Origin of the sequence: Pseudomonas palmensis, from assembly GCF_017848315.1 — a bacterium.
Lineage (GTDB): Bacteria > Pseudomonadota > Gammaproteobacteria > Pseudomonadales > Pseudomonadaceae > Aquipseudomonas > Aquipseudomonas palmensis.
Genome location: NZ_JAFKEC010000012.1, coordinates 25,589 through 45,637, shown reverse-complemented (window position 1 = coordinate 45,637; position 20,049 = coordinate 25,589). Strand labels below are relative to the sequence as shown.

At 59.9% G+C, this 20,049-nt stretch carries 21 protein-coding genes and 1 pseudogene; 15 read left to right on the top strand and 7 right to left on the bottom strand.

The window, feature by feature from the left end; genetic code table 11:
- The first annotated feature begins 3 nt into the window (after positions 1-3).
- Genes JZZ72_RS09665 through JZZ72_RS09640 form a run of 6 tightly spaced genes read left to right on the top strand, consistent with a single transcriptional unit; the run spans position 4 to position 6,467 of the window.
- Positions 4-405, top strand: a complete 402-nt coding sequence (locus JZZ72_RS09665; RefSeq protein WP_196154927.1) for a TIGR03750 family conjugal transfer protein — start codon at positions 4-6, stop codon at positions 403-405.
- Entirely contained in the window at positions 402-1,043 is a 642-nt protein-coding gene (locus JZZ72_RS09660; protein ID WP_064492718.1) for a PFL_4703 family integrating conjugative element protein, read from the top strand. Before JZZ72_RS09665 ends, JZZ72_RS09660 begins: the two co-directional genes overlap by 4 nt.
- On the top strand, positions 1,040-1,846 hold the full coding sequence (locus tag JZZ72_RS09655; RefSeq protein WP_210014346.1) for a TIGR03749 family integrating conjugative element protein: 807 nt from the start codon (positions 1,040-1,042) through the stop codon (positions 1,844-1,846). Before JZZ72_RS09660 ends, JZZ72_RS09655 begins: the two co-directional genes overlap by 4 nt.
- Entirely contained in the window at positions 1,836-3,344 is a 1,509-nt protein-coding gene (locus tag JZZ72_RS09650) for a TIGR03752 family integrating conjugative element protein (RefSeq protein ID WP_210014345.1), read from the top strand. The genes JZZ72_RS09655 and JZZ72_RS09650 overlap by 11 nt, the downstream gene beginning before the upstream one ends.
- Positions 3,307-3,726 (top strand): TIGR03751 family conjugal transfer lipoprotein, encoded by a 420-nt coding sequence (locus JZZ72_RS09645; protein WP_210014344.1) that lies wholly within the window; start codon positions 3,307-3,309, stop codon positions 3,724-3,726. Before JZZ72_RS09650 ends, JZZ72_RS09645 begins: the two co-directional genes overlap by 38 nt.
- On the top strand, positions 3,726-6,467 hold the full coding sequence (locus tag JZZ72_RS09640; RefSeq protein ID WP_210014343.1) for a conjugative transfer ATPase: 2,742 nt from the start codon (positions 3,726-3,728) through the stop codon (positions 6,465-6,467). The genes JZZ72_RS09645 and JZZ72_RS09640 overlap by 1 nt, the downstream gene beginning before the upstream one ends.
- A gap of 304 nt (positions 6,468-6,771) precedes the next feature.
- On the opposite strand, the pseudogene JZZ72_RS09635 reads toward JZZ72_RS09640, so the two are convergent.
- The 3 genes and pseudogenes from JZZ72_RS09635 to JZZ72_RS09625 all read right to left on the bottom strand — a co-directional run.
- A pseudogene (locus tag JZZ72_RS09635) lies at positions 6,772-6,962 on the bottom strand (hypothetical protein); the annotation flags it as partial.
- Positions 6,956-8,230: a Y-family DNA polymerase gene (locus tag JZZ72_RS09630; RefSeq protein WP_210014406.1), complete on the bottom strand. Its 1,275-nt coding sequence runs from the start codon at positions 8,228-8,230 to the stop codon at positions 6,956-6,958. The gene JZZ72_RS09630 and the pseudogene JZZ72_RS09635, both read right to left, overlap by 7 nt.
- Positions 8,220-8,648, bottom strand: coding sequence for a LexA family protein (locus JZZ72_RS09625; protein ID WP_210014342.1), 429 nt, complete (start codon positions 8,646-8,648; stop codon positions 8,220-8,222). The genes JZZ72_RS09630 and JZZ72_RS09625 overlap by 11 nt, the downstream gene beginning before the upstream one ends.
- Positions 8,649-8,750: 102 nt before the next feature.
- Here JZZ72_RS09625 and JZZ72_RS09620 point away from each other — a divergent pair, with 102 nt between their 5' ends.
- Both JZZ72_RS09620 and JZZ72_RS09615 read left to right on the top strand, forming a co-directional pair.
- A complete protein-coding gene (locus tag JZZ72_RS09620; RefSeq protein WP_210014405.1) occupies positions 8,751-9,479 on the top strand; it encodes an SOS response-associated peptidase family protein in 729 nt (242 codons plus the stop codon).
- Positions 9,480-9,579: 100 nt separating this feature from the next.
- Positions 9,580-10,578 (top strand): hypothetical protein, encoded by a 999-nt coding sequence (locus JZZ72_RS09615; RefSeq protein WP_210014341.1) that lies wholly within the window; start codon positions 9,580-9,582, stop codon positions 10,576-10,578.
- A 100-nt stretch (positions 10,579-10,678) separates the two neighbouring features.
- On the opposite strand, the gene JZZ72_RS09610 is transcribed toward JZZ72_RS09615, so the two are convergent.
- Both JZZ72_RS09610 and JZZ72_RS09605 read right to left on the bottom strand, forming a co-directional pair.
- Complete coding sequence (locus tag JZZ72_RS09610; RefSeq protein WP_210014340.1) at positions 10,679-11,680, bottom strand: hypothetical protein; 1,002 nt, start codon at positions 11,678-11,680, stop codon at positions 10,679-10,681.
- Between the two features lie 172 nt (positions 11,681-11,852).
- Positions 11,853-12,200 (bottom strand): phage holin family protein, encoded by a 348-nt coding sequence (locus JZZ72_RS09605; protein WP_210014339.1) that lies wholly within the window; start codon positions 12,198-12,200, stop codon positions 11,853-11,855.
- 339 nt (positions 12,201-12,539) lie between these two features.
- On the opposite strand from JZZ72_RS09605, the gene JZZ72_RS09600 reads away from it, so the two are divergent.
- Genes JZZ72_RS09600 through JZZ72_RS09585 form a run of 4 tightly spaced genes read left to right on the top strand, consistent with a single transcriptional unit; the run spans position 12,540 to position 16,722 of the window.
- Entirely contained in the window at positions 12,540-13,517 is a 978-nt protein-coding gene (locus JZZ72_RS09600) for a TIGR03756 family integrating conjugative element protein (RefSeq protein WP_210014338.1), read from the top strand.
- Positions 13,517-14,872, top strand: a complete 1,356-nt coding sequence (locus tag JZZ72_RS09595) for an integrating conjugative element protein (protein WP_210014337.1) — start codon at positions 13,517-13,519, stop codon at positions 14,870-14,872. Before JZZ72_RS09600 ends, JZZ72_RS09595 begins: the two co-directional genes overlap by 1 nt.
- Positions 14,869-15,174, top strand: a complete 306-nt coding sequence (locus JZZ72_RS09590) for a hypothetical protein (protein ID WP_210014336.1) — start codon at positions 14,869-14,871, stop codon at positions 15,172-15,174. Before JZZ72_RS09595 ends, JZZ72_RS09590 begins: the two co-directional genes overlap by 4 nt.
- 9 nt (positions 15,175-15,183) lie before the next feature.
- Complete coding sequence (locus JZZ72_RS09585; RefSeq protein WP_210014335.1) at positions 15,184-16,722, top strand: conjugal transfer protein TraG N-terminal domain-containing protein; 1,539 nt, start codon at positions 15,184-15,186, stop codon at positions 16,720-16,722.
- A 4-nt stretch (positions 16,723-16,726) separates the two neighbouring features.
- Here JZZ72_RS09585 and JZZ72_RS09580 read toward each other — a convergent pair whose 3' ends face one another.
- Positions 16,727-17,122, bottom strand: a complete 396-nt coding sequence (locus JZZ72_RS09580; RefSeq protein ID WP_236066250.1) for a hypothetical protein — start codon at positions 17,120-17,122, stop codon at positions 16,727-16,729.
- Between the two features lie 426 nt (positions 17,123-17,548).
- Between JZZ72_RS09580 and JZZ72_RS09575 the strand changes: the two genes are divergently transcribed.
- The 3 genes from JZZ72_RS09575 to JZZ72_RS09565 all read left to right on the top strand — a co-directional run bounded on the left by JZZ72_RS09575 (position 17,549) and on the right by JZZ72_RS09565 (position 19,563).
- Positions 17,549-17,914: a DUF3085 domain-containing protein gene (locus JZZ72_RS09575; protein WP_210014334.1), complete on the top strand. Its 366-nt coding sequence runs from the start codon at positions 17,549-17,551 to the stop codon at positions 17,912-17,914.
- Positions 17,915-18,213: 299 nt separating this feature from the next.
- On the top strand, positions 18,214-18,537 hold the full coding sequence (locus JZZ72_RS09570; protein WP_210014333.1) for a hypothetical protein: 324 nt from the start codon (positions 18,214-18,216) through the stop codon (positions 18,535-18,537).
- 87 nt (positions 18,538-18,624) lie between these two features.
- Complete coding sequence (locus JZZ72_RS09565) at positions 18,625-19,563, top strand: ArdC family protein (RefSeq protein ID WP_210014332.1); 939 nt, start codon at positions 18,625-18,627, stop codon at positions 19,561-19,563.
- Positions 19,564-19,649: 86 nt separating this feature from the next.
- Here the strand turns inward: JZZ72_RS09565 and JZZ72_RS09560 are convergent, their stop codons facing one another.
- Entirely contained in the window at positions 19,650-20,015 is a 366-nt protein-coding gene (locus tag JZZ72_RS09560) for a histone-like nucleoid-structuring protein, MvaT/MvaU family (RefSeq protein ID WP_210014331.1), read from the bottom strand.
- Between the last annotated feature and the right edge of the window lie 34 nt (positions 20,016-20,049).

Genomic DNA, 20,049 nt, shown 5'->3' with positions numbered 1-20,049 from the left:
ACCATGTCCGACGCCCCAGCCACTCTGCCTGACGGCACTCTGACCTTCCTTCCCGAGCGCCTCAACCGAGACCCCGCCGTTCTCCGTGGGCTCACCAATGACGAGATGTGGGTCGCACTGATCATCGGCGCAGGGTTAGGTGTGATTCTCGGCGCGCCGCTGGCGGTGGCCACCGCGTCCATCGCCACCCTCCCCACCTGCATGTTCATCTGCATGGCGCTGGTGTTGCTGGGCGGCGGTAAGCTGATGCGCCGGGCAAAGCGAGCCCGCCCCGAAACCTGGCTGTACCGCCGTCTGCAGTGGCACCTGGCGCTGCACTGGGGTATCGGCACTCATCAGCTGGTCCTCCACTCGGGGCCTTGGACGGTGCGCCGCACGCGCCGACATGTGAGGACCGCCCCATGAGCCGCTTCCGCAACAAAGTGGATGCGCAGCAGGCGCACATCTTCAGCCTGCGTCTAGCCGTTTCGATCCTGGCACTCCTGTGCTGCGGACTGTGGTACGGCTGGCAGTCCTCGCCTTCCGAGCTGACCATTCACGTGCCGCCTGATCTGCGCTCCGGCAGTACGCGCAAATGGTGGGATGTACCGCCAGAAAACATCTACGCCTTCGCGCTGTACATCTTCGGCCAGCTCAACCGGTGGCCCACCGACGGCGAGGTCGACTACCACCGCGCCATCTTTGCTTTGCAGCCCTACCTGACTCCGGCGTGCAAGACCTTCTTTGACGGCGACTTCGAGTATCGCAAGGCCGCGGGCGAACTGCGCGGCCGGGTGCGCGGGGTGTACGAGGTGCTGGGCCGCGGCTACAGCGACGACCCCGACCTGCGGGTGAAGCAGTTGGACAAGCACAGCTGGCTGGTGAAGCTCGACCTCAACGCCGACGAGTACTACGCCGCTGAGCCGGTGAAGCGCGTGGTGGTGCGCTATCCGCTTCGAGTGGTGCGCTTCGACGTCGACCCCGAGCACAACAAATGGGGCCTGGCCCTGGACTGCTACGAAGGCACACCGCAGAAGCTGACGCTGCCTGGAGGTGCGGGATGATGCGTGTCTTGATCATGATGCTGGCGATAGCCGCAGGCTGGTGTTCTGCAGTCGGTGCGGTCGAGGTCAAATACTGGGATCGCCTGCCGCTGGCCGTACCGCTTACGGTGGGCCAGGAACGCATCCTGCTGCTGGATGAGGATGTTCGCGTGGGATTGCCCGGCGCGATCGCCGGCAAGCTACGGGTGCAATCCGTCGGCGGCACGGTGTACTTGCGTGCCGCAGAACCCCTGCCGCCTACCCGGCTGCAGCTGCAGTCGCTGAAGTCAGGCGACATCATCCTGATCGACATCGAGGCCCTTGAGGGCAGCGAGACGCTGGAGCCGGTCAAGATTGTGGCCCAGGCTCCGGTACCGGAGGTGGAAGCTGCGAAGCAGGCGACACCTGCAGCGACGCCAGTACCGGTGGTGCTCACCCGCTATGCGGCGCAGAACCTCTATGCGCCCCTGCGGACCGTGGCCCCACTGCCCGGTGTGCGACGGGTGCCACTGAGCGACTCTGTTGCGTTCAGCTCGTTGCTGCCCACCGAGCGGGTTTCGATCAAGGCACTCGCGGCCTGGCGGCTGGGCGACTACTGGGTGACGGCGATAAAGATCGTGAACCGCGGTCCCGGCAAGGTCGCGCTTGACCCGCGTCACCTACAGGCCACGTTGTACGCCGCAACCTTCCAGCACGCGGATTTAGGTCTCACCGGTACGCCTGAAGACACCACCGTGGCGTACCTGGTCACCCGCGGCGGTGACCTGAAGCACGCTCTGCTGTTTCCTCCACCAAAGCCGGAGGCTGACGATCATGAAAGCTAACAGCCTGCTGAAGTGGTTGGTGCCCGGGGTCCTGTTGGGCATCGTGCTGATCATCGTCAAATCCTGGGTGGCCACCCCAGACGGCGAGCCCGCTCACGATCCGGACAAGGCCATGCTGACCGCGGAGCAGGCCAAGGCCTTGGGCATCGCCGGCGACACCCCGCGCGACACCGTGGCCACGTTGATTGGCCAGGTCAAGGCGATGCGCAGCGAGATGCAGACGCTGAAGAAAGGCAACGATGTGCTGCAGACCGAGAACAACCGGCTGCGCACGCGCGAAGGCAACATCGACACGCGCATCCAAAGCACGCTGAGCAGCGTCAACCAACAGGTCACCGAGCAGCGCCAGCAGGCCAACGATGCTCGGCAGAAGGCTGAGCAGCAACACCGCGAGACCCAGGGGCTGCTCTCCAGGCTCAAGGACCAGCTCACCGGCAAGCCAGCCACGAAGTCGGATGTGCCTGCGGGATTCGGCCTTGAGCCGGGAGACGAGCAGCAGTTTGCAGGGGCTCAGGCACCGGCAGATGCGGTGCAATGGATCGAACCGTCGAATGCCCGCGCGGGCCAAGAGGACACCGGCAACGCCGACGGTCCGCTGTCGTCGTTGACCTCAAAGTTCAAGGACCTGCACGCCCTGGACAACAACGCCATCGACCGTGGCCAGGATCGCTTGCGTGCCGTCGCCAAAGGCGAGCGTGATCTGGAGAACGCCGAGGACCGTACCGAAGGCGCCAGGCCCGTCTACACCATCCCCGAGAATTCGACGCTGATGGGCTCGATCGCCATGACCGCGCTGATTGGCCGGGTGCCGGTGGACGGCACAGTGAACGATCCCTATCCGTTCAAGGTGCTAGTGGGGCCAGACAACCTCACCGCCAACGGCATCGACCTGCCGGACGTGGTCGGCGCGGTCATGAGCGGCACCGCCGCCGGTGACTGGACGCTGTCCTGCGTGCGCGGCCAGGTCGAGTCAATCACCTTTGTCTTCATCGACGGTACCGTCCGCACGGTGCCGCAGCCGCAGAAGGTCGTCAGCCGCAATCGCAGCAGCACCCAGATATCGGACACCGAGAAGATCCGCGGCGGCCTGGGCTACATCTCCGACCCGTACGGCATTCCGTGCATTTCCGGCGAGCGCCGCTCCAACGCCCAGCAGTACCTGGGCAGCCAGAGCCTGATCACCGCAGCCGGCGCCGGCTTTGCCGCGGCCTTGGGCAGCGAGCAGACCAACACCTCATTCATCAATTCGGCCAGCGGCAGCCTGGGCCTGTCCCAGAACAGCGGCAACAGCGCGCTCAACTCAGTGATCAGCGGGGGCATTGGCGACATTCGTGAGTGGATCAACAAGCTCTACGGTGAAGCCTTCGCCGCCATCTACGTGCCGCCTGGGGCGAAAGTGGCCCTGCACCTGGACCACGAAATCAGCATCGACTACGAACCTAAAGGCCGGAGAGTGAACCATGAAAGCCCATCCGTCTCGGTACTGGATCTGGATTAGCCTGCTGCTCGGCCTGCAACTGGCCGGCTGCTCCACCAGCAAAGAGGAAATGCTGCCCCACGGCGATCACACCATGCTGGATATCTGGAACGGCGGTGGCTCGGTCGGTACACAGCAACAACTGCTGGAGGCGCGCGGCGAACTGCGTCGGCCGGTGCTGGACCCCGAACGCCTGATCAACGACCAGAGTGCCTACACGCGCACGGCGGCCAACGAAATCCGTGCCCAGTTTCCGCGCCTGCCCAACCCAGACTTGGTCATGTACGTGTACCCACACCTGGCCGGTACCCAACAGACGCCGGTGCCTGGCTATTCGACCGTGTTCCCGTTGTACGAGAGGGTCCAATACGCGCTGCCCGGCGAGCGCCTGGACGATCTGTGATGACCGATGACGCGAGTCGCGACCCTCCTCGCTGGCAGCCCTGGCGCGCTGCGCAACGTCGGCGCGCCACGCTGGCAGATGAGGCTGCCCAGTACGCGCACAACCCCAGCTTCGCCGACCACCTGCCCTGGGTCGAGTATCTGGAAGAGGAGCAGTCCATTCTGCTCGACGACAACCGTTCCGTGGGCGCCGTGTTCGAACTGCAACCAATCGGCACCGAGGGCCGTGAGCCCGAGTGGCTAATGGCCGCACGCGACGCCCTGGAAGATGCGCTGCAGGACAGCTTCGACGAGTTCGACCAGGCGCCCTGGGTGGTGCAGTTCTTCTGCCAGGACGACAGTGACTTTGCCCCGTACCTTGAACGCCTGGAACGCTATATCGCGCCGCGCGCGCGAGGTACGCCGTTCACCGAGGCCTTCCTCACGTCGATGCAACGCCACCTCGACGCCGTCGGCAAACCGGGCGGGTTGTTCGACGACCATGTGGTGTCTCACCTCCCCTGGCGCGGCAGCAACCGGCGGATTCGCCTGGTGGTCTACCGCTGGCTGGGGGAGCAGGCCGACGAAGATGGGCAGAACCCGGTCCAGCTGTTGAGCCGCACCTGCGACCGCCTGGTGGCTTCGCTGCAGGCCTGCGGGGTCAGCCCTCGACGCCTGACTGGGCGTGACTTCTACGCTTGGTTGCTACCTTGGTTCAACCCAGCTCCTGCCCTCACCGACGAAACGCCTGCCGCGTTCTATCTACGTGTGCCCTACCCGGAGACGGAGGGCAGCGAGGAGCTGCCGCTGCCGTTCGACCACGACTTCGCCGAGCGGCTGTTCTTCCACGAACCGCGCTCCGACGGCGAGCAGGGTCTGTGGTACTTCGATCAGCAACCCCACACCGTGATGGTGGTCGACAAGCTGCGCAGACCGCCGCATATCGGCCAGCTGACCGGTGAGACGCGCAAAGGCGAGGCGTTGAACGCCTTGTTCGATCAATTGCCCGAGCAGGCGGTGCTGAGCCTGACTCTGGTGATCACGCCCCAGGATGTGCTCGAGGAGCAGCTCAACCGCCTGGCGCGCAAAGCCATCGGCGAGAACCTCGCCTCGACCCAGACCCGCCAGGACGTGGAAGAAGCCCGCGCGCTGATTGGCCGCCAGCACAAGCTCTACCGCGGCACGTTGGCGCTGTACTTGCGCGGCGCTGATGAACAACAGCTGCGCCAGCGTTCGGTCCAGGCTGCCAACGTCCTGCTCGGCGCCGGCCTGCAGCCGGTGCGCGACGGCGATGAAGTAGCCGCCTGCAACAGCTATTTGCGCTGGTTGCCGATGGTCTACAACCCGGCGCGGGACACACGCAATTGGTACACCCGGCTGTTGTTTGCTCAGCACGTCGCCAACCTGCTGCCGCTCTGGGGACGCAGCATCGGTACCGGCAATCCGGGCATCACCTTCTTCAACCGCGGTGGCGCGCCGCTGTCATTCGACCCGCTGTCGCGCTTTGACCGCTCCATGAACGGCCACCTGCTGTTGTTTGGCCCGACCGGCGCCGGCAAGTCAGCCACCCTGGTCTCGATCCTGATGCAGGTCATGGCCGTGTACCGGCCGCGACTGTTCATCGTCGAAGCTGGCAACTCCTTTGGCCTGCAGGGCGACTACTTCGCCACGCTCGGGTTGTCCGTCAACAAGGTTCAGCTCAAACCGGGCAGTGATGTGAGCCTGGCGCCGTTCGCCCATGCCCGGCGCCTGATCGAGCATCCGGACCAGGTCGCCAGCTTGTCGACTGAAGACCTGGATGAGTCCACGCCGGACAGTGATGAGCAGCGCGATGTGCTGGGCGAGTTGGAGATCACCGCGCGGCTGATGATCACCGGCGGCGAAGCCAAGGAAGAGGCGCGCCTGACCCGGGCGGACCGCAGTCTGATCCGCGAGTGCATCCTCGATGCCGCCCGGTACTGCGCGACGACTGAGCAGCAGGTGCTGACCCGCCATGTGCGCGATGCCCTGCGTAAGGTCGCCAGCGACACCCACCTGCCCGACAAACGCCGTGAGCGTGCGCAGGAGATGGCCGAGTCCATCGACCTGTTCTGCCAGGGGTTTGAAGGTGCCCTGTTCGACCGGCCCGGCACACCCTGGCCGGAGAGCGACGTGACGATCGTCGACCTCGCCACGTACGCCCGTGAGGGTTACGAGGCGCAGATGTCCATCAGCTACATCAGCCTGATGAACACGGTGAATAACATCGCCGAGCGCGATCAGTACCTGGGGCGACCGATCATCATGGTCACCGACGAAGGCCACATCATCACCAAGAACCCGTTGCTGGCCCCCTTTGTGGTCAAGGGCACGAAGATGTGGCGCAAGCTCGGCGCCTGGTTCTGGCTAGCGACGCAGAACATGGCCGATTTGCCCGACGCGGCGCAGACCATGCTCAACATGATTGAGTGGTGGATCTGCTTGAACATGCCGCCAGCGGAAATCGAGGAGATTGCCCGCTTCAAAAAGCTCACGCCGGCGCAGAAGGCACTGCTGCTCTCCGCGAGCAAGGCCTCGGGCAAATACACCGAGGGCGTGGTCCTGTCGAAGAACCTGGAGACGTTGTTCCGGGCGGTGCCACCGAGTCTGTACCTCGCGTTGGCCATGACCGAGCCCGAGGAAAAAGCCCAGCGCTGGCGGTTGATGGAGGAGGAGCAACAGTCAGAGCTTGAAGCCGCCCTGCAGGTCGCGGCGGAGATCGATCATCTGCGGGGCATGTCATAGTTGCTCCAGCACCACCGGCTTGCAGCCCATACCACCGGCCCAGTCCTACAGTGATATGAGTGGCAGCTCAAGTTTGTGCGGCCCTCTAGGACAGTCTTAGGATTTGGCCGCTTCCGCACCGATCACGCAAAACGGGCTCAAACCTTAGCGTTCACCGTTGAGGCCACTTTTACGCGAAGGTAAGGTGATGGTCTGCGCCATGCATCTGAGTGAGGATTTTGTGCGCTGATATGAGCGCCGTCCTACCTTGATACCGACTGCCACCTCCACCCTCCCAGGCCGTTCCGAGCCAATCCTCCTAATCTTCGAGCAATGCCCATTCCCTGCCGGCGTCTGCGAGCTCGAGCATCTCTGCCAAATCTTCATCGCTGATCTCCCGCCGGCGATGGGCGGCATACGCCATCTCGTACAGCACCAACGCACGGCCGCACGGATCAGCTTGAAGGGCCGTCTGATCATTCAGTTCAGCAGCCACGCCGCAGGAAGGCTCAGCATTTGACTGTCCACAACTGATCGATCCTGGTCGTAAACGATTGGCTCATCATTTCCCTTCTCATCCCCCATTCCGGCGCCACCGGCACACTACCGGCGCGCATCGTCCCCCTTCCCCAGCGCTCGTTGATGTTGTCCATCACCTGCATCAGCCGGTCACACGCAACTGACTGCTTCAGCGCAAACAAATCCTCCGAAAACTCGCCGGGCTGCCGCAGGTCCATCAGCAGGACCTCTGCCTTGCTGTACCGGAACCCTTGCCGAAAGACCCGGGCGACTGCGTCGGTGGCCAGTCTGGTCATCAGTAGCGTGTCGCAGGTTGGGAATGGCAGCTCCACCAGAGCGCCCTGGGCGTGATGGGCCTCGTCCGGATTGAACATCCCCGTGCGGATGCTCACGCGCATTCGCTTGCACACCGAACCTTGGGAGCGGAGCTTCTCTGCCGCTCGCCCGACGTAGGTGGCCACGGCTTGCTTGATTGGCGCCAGCTCGGTTAGCCGCTTGCCAAACATCCGGCTGCAGCAGATTTCTTGTTTAGGCGGTTCGACCTCATCCAGTTCGAGGCAGGGCGTGCCGGCCAGCTCGCGGGCAGTCTTTTCCACCACCACGCTGAACTTCTGCCGAAGTGTCCAAGCGTCGGCCTTGGCCAAGTCCATGGCCGTCCGGATGCCCATCGCCTCAAGGTGAGCCGTCATCCGCCGGCCAATGCCCCATACCTCCTTCACCTCGGTATTGCGCAGCACCCAATCGCGCTTGAACGGATCAGTGATGTCCACCACTCCGCCGGTCTGCGCCTGGAGGCGTTTAGCCGTATGGTTAGCCAGCTTGGCGAGCGTCTTTGTGCTGGCGATACCGACACCGACCGGGATGCCCGTGCACTGGAAAATTCTCGATCGAACCTTTCGCCCGAACTCGGTCAGGTTTTCAGGAATGCCGGATAGGTCAGCGAAGCATTCATCGATGCTGTAGACCTCAGTCGCCGGCACCATCGATTCGATCAGCGTCATAACCCGCTCGCTCATGTCGCCGTACAAAGCGTAATTGCTGCTGAACGCCACGACGCCGTGCCGGCGAAGCTTTTCCTTCGCCTGAAAATAAGGCTCCCCCATCTTCACGTAGGGCTTCGCGTCGTAAGACCTGGCGATCACACAGCCGTCGTTGTTGCTCAGTACGACAATCGGCGTTCTGGCCAGATCCGGCCGGAAGACGCGCTCACAGCTTGCGTAAAAGCTGTTGCAATCAATGAGCGCGAACACCGGCTCACTGCGCATGATCACGGACGCTGTACCGGACCACACCCCAAACGACCAGGTCGTCACCTTCCATGATGTAGCGTGGGGGATACGCTGGGTTTTCCGATTTGAGGATTACCACCCCGTCACGACGGTGAAGCCGTTTGCATACCGGCTCGCTGTTGACAGCCGCAATGACGATATCGTCGTGCTCTGCTTCCCGCCCCCGGTCTACGATGACGATATCTCCGGAATAGATACCGGCGCCCTGCATGCTATCGCCCTCCACTTTCACCAGATACACATGCGGCGCACGGAGGTCGAATAGCTCATCGAGGGAAATATGGCCTTCCAGGTGATCCGCTGCAGGCGACGGGAAGCCGGCAGGAACGCGAAACGAATACAGAGGTAAGGGTTCAGTGCCGCCGGCGGGCACGCCCAAGAATGTGATGGTCATGATGGAACGTCCAATGCAAACTGTATGCATATACAGTAGATATGGCATTGGGTGCTCGGTCAATCCTGGGCGATGAAAATTCTGACAAGCGAGAGGCAGGCTATGTGCGGACGGTACTCGATGTATGAGTCGATGGATCACTATCTGCGCCAGCTATCGCTGGATCTGGTGGTGGTCAATGGATATGACCACGAGCCAATCAGCCGCTTCAACGTGGCGCCTTCGACGCGTGTCGAAATCATTCGCCAGATTGATGAAGGACTGAGTGTGGATCGCGTCAAATGGGGATGGTCGCCATTTTGGGCAAAGGGGAAACGTCCCGACCCGATCAATGCTCGAGCAGAAACGGTGATGACGGGGAGGTTCTTCAAGGGGTTGTGGCCAGGCGGTAGAGCGCTAGCCCCTGCAAATGGCTGGTTCGAGTGGAACCCGGACCCAGCAGACCCCAAGCGAAAGCAGCCGTACTACATCACGAGCGCCGACGGCGGCCCGCTTTTCTTCGGCGCGCTTGCTGAGGTGCACCAGGGAATCGAACCGGACGACCGCGATGGATTCGTGGTTATCACTGCAGCTGCGGATCAAGGCTTGGTCGACATCCACGACAGGAAGCCCCTGGTACTTGCACCTGAGCTGGCAAGAGAATGGTTGCACCCAGGCACATCACCCGAACGCGCTGCGGCGATCATAGAGACGGGATGCCGCCCGGCAGAGGATTTTCGATGGTACCCGGTCGGCAAGGCTGTCGGTAACGTGCGCAATCAAGGGTCACAGCTGATTGAGCCGGTGAGTGAGCAGGGCCACCAAGGCCGCCAAGGCGACCTAGAGCTTTGAGTTGGTATTCATTCACAGCCTGATACTGCGACTGGGCGATCTGTTAGAGTTGCCTGCTGTCACTCTGCCTACGTTTTGATGAACCTCACGGATATGGATCATGACACCCGATTGGAATTGGTTTTTCAGCACACTATCGCAATCAACTGCTGCCATCGTAGGTATCATCGGCGCATTCATTATTGCCAAGATATTTGCAAACCAAGCGTCGTTCTCCGAAAAAAACAACAGAATGAAAACTCTTGTTGTTGAGTCCAAAAAGATTCTCGACAGAATCGACACAATTGCATTCGACTGGTACAATCGAGAAAAGAACTCAGCCGCATATAGCAGTGCCGCGCGAAAGATAGACGAACTAGATTACGAGGAAGCTTCAGAAGTCACAGATGAGATGCTCCTAGAAATTTACGACGACGCTGGTTTCTCTAAGTTTTCAGAGAGAGAGCCAATACTTGATAAATTGCGTGAAGAAGCTAACAACGTTTGCCAGCTAAATCTCGATAAACGTCTTCGGAAAGAAGCAGCTGAGCGGGCCAAAGAGGAAAGCGCTAGCGGACAGCTGACGGGCCTGGCTCAGTTCGCCGCAATGATGCGCTCCAACACAGAAATGTTTAACTTCGATACACGCAAAACGGTGTTAGATGTCGCGGGGCTCAATACACCTTGGGTCGAGCTGCGTAAGGAAAGGGAGTTGATCACCGCATGTCATTTAGAGGCAAAACATCATGCCAGAGTGATAAGTGATTTCCTTGAATCTGTAAGAGGCAATCCAGAATCCCCACCCCAGATAACCTGGTCACTACTTTTTGTTGGAGGCATATTCCTCGCCGGCGTTATCTATCCGTTAACATTCATGCCGGCCGTCAGCACTCCCAACGTCGCCTTCACGTGGGCGGAGTTAAGCGCTGCATTTCTTTCAGTTAAAGGGGGTTTGCTTTCCCTGCTGGCCGCTGCTTTTTCTTTTGTTTTCTTGATGTTCACCCGCACAAATATCTCGATGAAGTACGCGAAGGAAGATATTGAAAAGCTGGAAAAATTATCTCTAGCCAACAATTACTGCGAGTACTTTAAATATCTTGAGTCAAATCCTGATGAGTAGACGAAGCCCGTCGGCGGGAGGGGGATGAGTGCTTTGGCCTGCGCATGCCGACATCTGGGCCTGCGCAGAATGCTTCAAAGCGAATTCCTTCCTCTTTCGATCACCCTCTAATGCCTTGCTCGACTCCTAATAAGTAACGCTTTTGGGCATCATCCAAGACTGTTGTAAAGTGCTCGTTAAAGAACCCTCGCATAAACAGCGTCATACCAGGCACCAGAGGCTTACCCGGCTCTAAAGTTCTAGTCACCATTTCTGCAAAATCATCGCAAATCAAAATAGTTCGATAAGCGACCATAGCTAGAGCTGGCATTAGCGGTACAAAATCCCCAGAAACTCTTTCTTTGTCATACCAGACCCCCATACCAACAAAAGGGCTATCATGAAAATTCAACAGGTAATCATGATCACCCTCAAAAACAGTCTGGACCTGGGAGCCATTATGGATAATATTGTCACGAAAAACTCTTATTATTTGAAAAAAATCGACATGCCGAAGATAGAATTTAGCCCATACTGATGGTAGGCCAAACCTAGACTCAAGCTCCTCCTGAGTTGACAACTTCCCCTGAAACCAAACCATTTCACGAAATGAAGTTTTCAGCTTTTTCTTTTGAAGCGCATATTCTTCTTTAAACCTAACTTTCTCCCACAGTTTTGCCACAACCTCCTGAAACAAATCGATCATACTCCTACAGATAGAGAACACATACTCAATCTCGGTGATAATCATTCGTCCCGCGCCCAGACCTATCGAGCCTCTAGTCTTATGGATATGAGCGACTTTAGCGAGACTTGCAGAAAGATTAAACAAATCGTCCTGAATTCCTGCAATGGGCTTCTTGAGTTCAGAAAAGCTTGCCCTCTGCAGAATAAAGTCAAGGAAACTCAGGAACAAGTCCGTAGGTCGTTCCGGAACTGTTCCATAGTAGCAACCCTCAGCCGGTATGGTGCCAGTCTCCTCTAAATTCCCACCTCCTACGTGCAACCAACTTCGCCACTTCCCCTCACCAAAGAAAATCAGCGACCCAAAGAACTTACCTCCCGCTTGTGACATATCAAAATACGGTATGTCGGACACTTTAATTAAATTAGCCACCGGCATAAAATTCGGACCTACTTAACCTGCTTAGAAAAAGTAGCAATTTAATAGAACAGACATACTTAGATCAACACTTACACAATGAATTTAACAGTCTTGGCCCCCGTGCAGGGGTCCTCCCCAGGGGAGGACCCAAAAATCGGAGGGCGCCGCCCGGGCCAGCATCCGCCGGTGGTCACTGCCCCGTTTCGCCGCTGGCCGGAGGCACCCGCTCCAGCCCCAGACGCTTCGCGGCCCAGCGCATGTAGAGGTTGATAGCAACATCGGCGCCAGCTATCGCAGCCAAGCAACCAACCGCTGCTGCCGCCCAGACCGAAACGCCGAGGGCGTACAGCAGCATGTTGGTCGAAAGCCCGCAGGTCACACAGGCACCAGAGCGCAACGCCAACCGGCGAAACAGCCCCCAACCGCGAGCACCCGCCATATCCGCCCGCCACATCTCTCCCGAAACACCACCGACCAGGGACAGCACGATCACCATCCAGATCGGCAGGTCGGCTAACGTTTGTTGCTCGCTGTTCATGTAAGCCTCATTGGCAAAGCACGACGCCGGAAAAAGAAAACCCCGCCTGATGGCAGGGTTCTCGTTGCGCCGAAAGGTATGAGCGGATTACCGATGAGGTCCCGGCCGAGATCCTCGAAGTCAAACGACCACCTTTGCCTCATTGCGCTCAGCATTCGATAACGCGATACAGGAGTACATTTGTACTCCTGCCCTACTGCCTTATCAGCCCCTTTCATCTGGCCACTTACTAATACGATCGTCCTGGTCGCGGTTTGTCGACCCACCACCTGCCTCGGATACACGATGCTGAAACTTGGCGCACGGATGCACACCGCTGCCACCTGCCGAGCGTTGCCCATGAACGTCACCGCCTTCACCCGAAGCAAAGCGCCGAAATCCAGAAAGGCTCGCCGTGGCCGTGCCTTCACCGCGGCTGCTCTGCTGGTGGCCGCCGAGCAGTGTCTGGCATTGACCACGCCAACGCTCATCGCCTCCGTCTCTTCGCTGCAGTGCCTGGAGTACCGGGTTGTCGGCATCTGCTACTGGCTGCTCTGTACACCCTTCGGCTGCACGGTGCGAACCTCACCGAAGATCCGCCACTTCATTCCCGAGCTGGTGGTATCGAGCTATTCCGATACCGGCGCCAATCCCTGGAACGAAATGTCAGGGCTGTCGGCACCGACGCCGGCGTCGCAAGGGGGTGGCAACCTGATCACGCCTTCGCCGCAGCGCGATAACCTGCCCAGATTCAAGAATGTCGACGGCATTGGCCATCCCGGCGGGGCAGCCCTCACCGCTTTGGCGCATACATTCGGTTATGCGTGCCCAAGCGGAGCCATACCGTTTGCGCCCTACTACCTCAGCACGCTCGACCCGCTGGCGTGGCGCCAGGCGATCCCCGAGTCCGTCTACCCACAGGCACTGGTCCCGGGGATGCGCGAGATCGGCAACCAGGCACTCGGAGACATGTGGGGCAGCGTGTATCCGCGACACGGCTTTCTGGTGCAGCCTGATGATTTCAAGGCGGCTGCCGTGATGGCCCAACGCGCCAGCGACTTCATTACCCGCGTCGGCCAGCCGCACGTTTATCTGCCGCTGCAGCCGATGCCGGCTCCCGGCTACTGGCCGCCGCAGCCGGTGATGGAGAACAACGTCAACAACCACCGCTGGCAGTTGCTGGTCCCGGTGATCCAGAACACCTGCGCCATCTTCCCCAGCCCAACGATCCAGAGCGCCGACGGCGCCTATGCCTGGTCGCTGTGGCGGCCCTACCGCTGCTGCCAGCGTATGGGTCAGACGTTTCTGTTTAGCATCGACTTTGATGGAGGCCAGTGATGAAACACCTCGCGCTCGGGTTGGTGTGCTTCCTTGTGTCTGCCGCAGGCCATGCCGCAGAGAACGGCTACCACCTCGGGGACCAAGCCCAGGTCCTGGATGACCGCGTGATGTACACCATCGGCGGCGGCTCCGCTGCCGGTGCGCCCTCCTCGCTTTACCGTCCAAACGGCCTCGGCGTCGGCATGTCCTGGCGGGCCAACATGATGTGCGGAAACATGAACCTCTCGAACACCCTGCAGAACCAGCTCAATGGCGCCACCCAGGGCTTCCAGCAGATCATGGGCAACGTCATCCAGAACGCCACACAGGCGGTCATGTCGCTGCCGGCGATGATCATTCAGCGCGCCAACCCTGGGCTGTATGAGCTGCTGAGCAATGGCGTGCTGCAGGGGCGCATCGACTTCGATCGTTCCAAACTCACCTGCCAGGCAATGGCCGCGAAAATGGCCGACAAGGTCGACCAGGCCGGCTGGGGCGCGCTGGCTCAGAACCAGGAAATGCAGCACAACCTCGAGCAGTCCGGCGGCGATGCCGTAATGGCGGTGAAGGATACCGAGTCGAACAACGGCAACAAGGGCGTCAGCTGGGTCGGTGGGCAGAAAGCTGGCGGCAACGGCCAGCAACCTATCCGGGTGACCTCGGACGTGGTCAAGGCCGGCTACAACCTGCTGCACAACCGGGCCGTCGAGGACACCTCCGCCGTCGGCTCGGCTTGCCAGAATGGCGCCATCTGCCAAGCCTGGTCGAGCCCCGAGGAGGCCTCGGAATGGGCGACACGGGTGCTCGGTGAATCCGAGGTGGAAACCTGCGATGACTGCGAGACGTTGCGCGTAACCGCCGGGACAGGCCTGTCGCCGTTGATCCAGGAAACCTACACGGAACACTTGGAAGGCTTGCAGCGCATGGTCTCTGACGCCGACCAGCCTACCCCAGAGAACCTCAGCAAGGTCTCCAGCCCCTTGTTGCAGGTCTCGCGCGGCGTCATCGAGGGGCTGCGCGATGATCCCGACCAGAACTTGCTGGCCCGGCGCCTGGCCAGTGAGACCGCGCTGTCCAGCGTGATCTACAAGGCGATGCTGCTGCAGCGCACGCTGTTCGCTGGCAGCCATGAGCCGAACGTGGCGTCGGCGCAGCCCGCCACTACCGCCCTCAACAGCAACGTCGAAACCCTGGAACGGGAGATCCGCCTGCTGCAAACCGAGCTGCAGGTACGCCAGTCGCTGGCCACCAATACCGCCAGCCTGGTTCTTGATCGCCACGCCGGCGGTGCCGACGCCTCGCGCAGCATCGATCAGCGCGACCCGATGCCGGACCGACTGCGCCGGGCTGAACAGGAGAAGAGCACGCCATGATCACGTCATCTATGAGATCACTGATCGTCCACATGCTGCTGATCATCGGCGCCATGCTGATCATGTGGCTGATTGCCTGGAGGGCACTACAACTGCCCGCCGCCCAACTGGATTGGCTCGCACCAACCCGGGCAACTGCCGCCTACTTCGCGTGGTGGCGCATCCTGCTGTACACCCTGATCTTCACCGGTTGGGCCGCAGCGTTGCGCATGCGGCCTTCGCCTGTGGACCAGCAACGGCTAAAGCGTATCGGGTTGATCGGCTTCAGCTCGATCATTCTGGTCGAACTGTCTCGCGTGTGAGGTGCGGCCATGAACATGAGCACCAACAGCTACCTTGAGTACTACCTGTCGCTGCTGGCCTGGATCATCAACAACGGCATCTGGAATACGCTGGTGGACACCGGGCTGTTCGCCGCCCCCTTCGGTGCGGTCATCCTGCAGGAATGGCTGTCGGCCCGCCAACAGGGTGCTGACGAAGGCAACAAAGGCCTGCTGTCGATCCCTCGCGTCGAGAACCGGTTGTGGATGAGCTACGTGGTCATTCTGTTCGGCTGCATGCCGTTCTTCCCGCTGAACCTGTCCTCCGTGACTTTTGACGATGCCGCGAGCCAGCGCTGTGGCGTGTCCATGGCCAGGCCCGCCGACACGGCCTGGGGTACGACCTTCAACACCATCGGCGAGAAGTCAGCGAACGTGCCGGTGTGGTGGTTCCTCGTGCATGCCATGAGCAAAGGCATCACCGCCGCGGCGACCGCATCGATTCCGTGCGCGCCCGACATCCGAGCGATGCGCATGGAGATCGACAGCTCGCGCATCAATGACCAAGTGCTGCTGCAGGAAGTCGCCGACTTCACCCGAGACTGCTATGGCTTTTCGCGCTCGCGGCTGTTCACCAATCGCCCCGAGCTGGACGAGTCGCAAAGTTACGATGCGTCCTGGATAGGCTCGACCTACCTGCTCAACACACCGGGCTACTACGATACCGATCGCTCGCGGATGCCCCGTGTCGATTGGCCGTACGACGAGACCCGGGACACCTCCCTGCCTCAGCTTGATAACGGCGCTGGCTACCCTACCTGCAAGCAGTGGTGGAGCGACGGCACGATCGGACTGCGCGATCGCTTGGTGGCCGAGGTCGATCCATCACTGCTATCGCAGCTACGGGGCTGGCTGACGGGGCGCACCTCTACGGAGGTCGAAGACGCCACCTTACGCGAGCTGGTAAGCCCACGGCAGCAATCATTAAGCATGGCACCTGGGCAGGTGTTTCAGGACTACGGCAGCAGCGCCCGCGGCGGTTCGCTGACGCAAGGACTGAACAACCTAGCCACCAACACCGGCCTGGCCTTGGGCTCGTTCAGCAACTTCCCAGCGATGAATGCACTTCGCGCGGCATTGCCGATGGTCCAGGCCTTTTTGATCATGGGCACGATCATCAGTCTGCCGCTGGTACTGTTGATCAGCACCTACCAGCTCAAGGCGCTCATGACGATTACATTCGCGCTATTCACCCTGCACATGCTGACTTTCTGGTGGGAGCTCGCGCGCTGGATCGACTCGAGCATGCTGGAAACGCTGTATAACCAGGTATCGGCCACAGACCAGGCACTGTTGTCGTTGCCGACAGCAGGGTTCATGGATGGGACAGTCACCGCGCAGGTGATTGAGTACGTAATGGGTGCAATGTTCGTAGTGCTGCCGATGTTTTTCCTCGGCGTCATGAGTTGGGCGGGATACAACGTGGGTAGCGGTATGCAAACGCTCCTCACCCGGGGAACAGAAGGTGCTCAGGTACAAGCAGAGAAAGGATCCTCACAGGTCATGTCCGGTGCCCGCAGACTGAAATAACCAATCACCTGGGGGCTCCATTGTCGTCGTACATTTCTGGGAATCTAAGATAATGTTGAGGGTGGCTCATTTCATGGATCCGGGGCTGTCTCTCAGTGCTGATTGGCAGCGCGGCAATGGTCCACACAGTAAGCATCCCGAGCGCGAGAGAAATCGCAACTGAAGCAACGGCGAGCATCAGAATCAACTTAATTACATAAAAGCCAATTTTGCGATACTTGAACGGCACGGAGGCCAGAACGCTGGAGTTCAAAACCTTGGATTCGAATCTGTTTACCACTCGGCCAGCACCAACCGCAGCGCGAATGAGATACTTGCCGATGCCGGTCCGGCCAGAAGTCGAGGATGCTGGAGTCGACATTTGATTGCCTCCGATACCCTTCACTGCGATCGCGCTCAAGCCGCTACCGCCAATTTGGATCCAAGCTCTAGCTTACTCCTCCCTCACTAAATTCCTTGACCGTTGATCACTTGGACAACGCGGATTATTCGCCAATGGCGCTCATTGGATCGCGACCGCTGATTCCACCGAAAAACGCCATTGACGCTATATCGGTTCGCTTGGTACACCAATTGTGCAATCGCTGGTTTTCCAGCACCCAGGTAGCCATAACCTTTGAGGCTACGTCACGCATGTGATGGTTACCCCGAAATGCGATTCGCGTTCGGCAGCTCGCATGGTCACCATTCCCCGGTGATGAACGCTCTCTAATCCCCCGGGCTCACTGAGCCTGCGTCTTCGATGCACTTTACTCACATCCATTCCAGTGCTGGGAACTCTCCCACACGGGACGGCGTTCCTCCGCACCCTCTGGAGGATCTCATCATGCTGCGTTTCACAGGCACTGAACTTCACGCCGTGTTGGCCGAGGCCGGTATCAATGGTTGCAGATTGATATTGGTGAAAGACCACGGTGTTTACCTCATGTCCGAGATCGGCGAAAGCAAACCGGATGGCGGTGGCCGCAAACGCGTGGCCTATGCCACTGGCTGCAACCCCAACGTCGACGACTTCGACACCTGGTGGAATCGCGCCTGCGATGAATTCGGCGGCGATGATTTTGCCGAGTACTTCGACATCGATGATCCTGTCCTCGCCAGCCTTCGCGGCACTGCAGGATCGCTGGTGGTTGAGGCCACCTCCACCCACCTGTACCTGGCCGCCGAGGTTGATTCGGCAGGCGAATCTTGAACACAGAAGCGAGCTCCACGCGTACCCAGAGCGGCACCTTAACCGGGCCTCTCTGGGCGCCTCTCGCCTCCTTCTTCATTCGGCTGAAGATCGCCGTTTGTCAGGAACCCAAGGACGGAAGTCCTCGCTGGAACTCCCTGGATAGAGCCCTCCATATGAGGTGTAGATCGGAGATTGACCTCACGTCCAAGCGCGGTTTAATACATGGATGCACCCTGCTCAATGCCTTTTTCAGATTGAGCAGGTCCACGCACTAACCTCACATGAGGTGTCGCGGGATCAGCTACGCGGAGGCCGCAATGTCCTGGACGAAGCGCTTTTCCAATGCGGTGGTGCTGAGCCCAGGCGTTTGGCAGCAGTTCATTGCACCTGCCACAGGCGAGGAACCGATCGGACAGTCAGGCTTGCGCTTGGCAGACCTGCTCAACAGCGTGCTGACTTCAGCACCGCGTACTTCACACTGCCCCATCGAGCTGCAACTCGACCGCTTGCGGCACAACGGCACGTCAGTATCTGCTCACCTGCCGCAGCTTCAGCTGGCTCGCATCACGCCACGCAGCGGCCCGGCTTTTCTGCTTATCCGGCTACCCGGCGAAATCGGAGTCGATATCGCCGCCCTCTGACCTTGTCAGCACAGCTACTGCCTCACTTACCCCACCGGGAACCCTTCCCGGCTGGGCAGCGTTCCCCCTACACGCCTGGAGAACGCCATGTCCGATATTTACCTGGATGTCACCAACAAGATCGTCAGCGCCTTGAGCCAAGGCGTGATCCCCTGGATCAAACCCTGGACCACCACCGGTTCAAGTGCTGACTCCCCTTTTCCCATCAACGCCATCACCAGACGCCCCTACGCCGGCATCAACATTCCACTGCTGTGGGCCGAGGCGCGCCTGCGAGGTTTCACTCAGGATCGCTGGCTGACCTTCAACCAGGCACGCAAAGCTGGTGGCCATGTACGCAAGGGCGAGCAATCCACCCTCGCGGTGCTGTACAAACCGATGAGCAAGGAGGCGCACGACGAGGACGGCCAGGTCGTTCGCGATGACCAGGGCAACATCAAGATGGTGCAGTTCGCCCTCTTGCGCACGCACTGCCTGTTCAACATCGAGCAGACCGAAGGCTTGCCTGGCGAGGAGCCAGACCTTGATGAGCACACCGAGCCAACGGCGTTTATCGACCATGCCCCAGCCGAGCAGCTGTTGCTCGCGAGCGGCGCGCAGATCGAGCATTGCTATGGCGATAGCGCGTTCTATCAGCCGCTGCGCGATCGCATCCAGCTGCCCACCAAGGCTCAATTCGAGGACGTCGGCAGCTACTACGCGACGGCCCTGCATGAGCTGACTCACTGGTCAGGTCATCGATCGCGCCTGAACCGCGATGGCATCACCGGCGGACACGCGTTCGGATCCGCAGCCTATGCCTTCGAGGAACTGGTCGCGGAAATGGGTGCAGCGTTTCTCTGCGCGTTGACCGCCACTCAGGGAGAGTTGCGCCACGAGGAGTACCTGGCTTCCTGGCTGAAGATCCTCAAGGAAGACAAGCGTGCGATCTTCCGCGCCAGTGGCTTGGCCCGTGAGGCCTCGGAATTTCTACTGGCACTGCAGTCCGACCACGCCACTGAAGCGACGGAGCGACTCACTGCGTGATTTCCCTCAACCAGCAAAAAGGCCCCGCATGGGGCCTTTGTTTTGCCTGCAGCGCCATGTATAGGCCACTGCAAATGCGCAGTCGATTACTGCAGCCAGCTCTCGACGGTATCCGAGCCGTGTTCCTGCTTCCACTGCTTGAGGATCTTGTGATTGCCACCCTTGGTTTCCACGACCTCGCCGCTGTGCGGGTTCTTGTAGCGCTTGACCTCGCGCGGCTTGCGCTGAGCACTGCTCGACACGCTTGCGGCACTCACGCTCACGCCCTTGGACGGGTCCAGAATGGTGATCACCTGGCGCAGGCTCATGCCGTACTCTTCCAGCAAGGCTTTCAGCTTCTGTTCAAACTCGATCTCCTGCTTCAGGCCGGAATCGTTTTTCATCGCATCCAGCTGTTGAAGTTGCGCGGCCAGCTGCGCTTCCAGAGCTTTGAATTCGGCAAGTTTGGACATGAGAAATCTTTCCTAGGTATGAGACACGTGAATG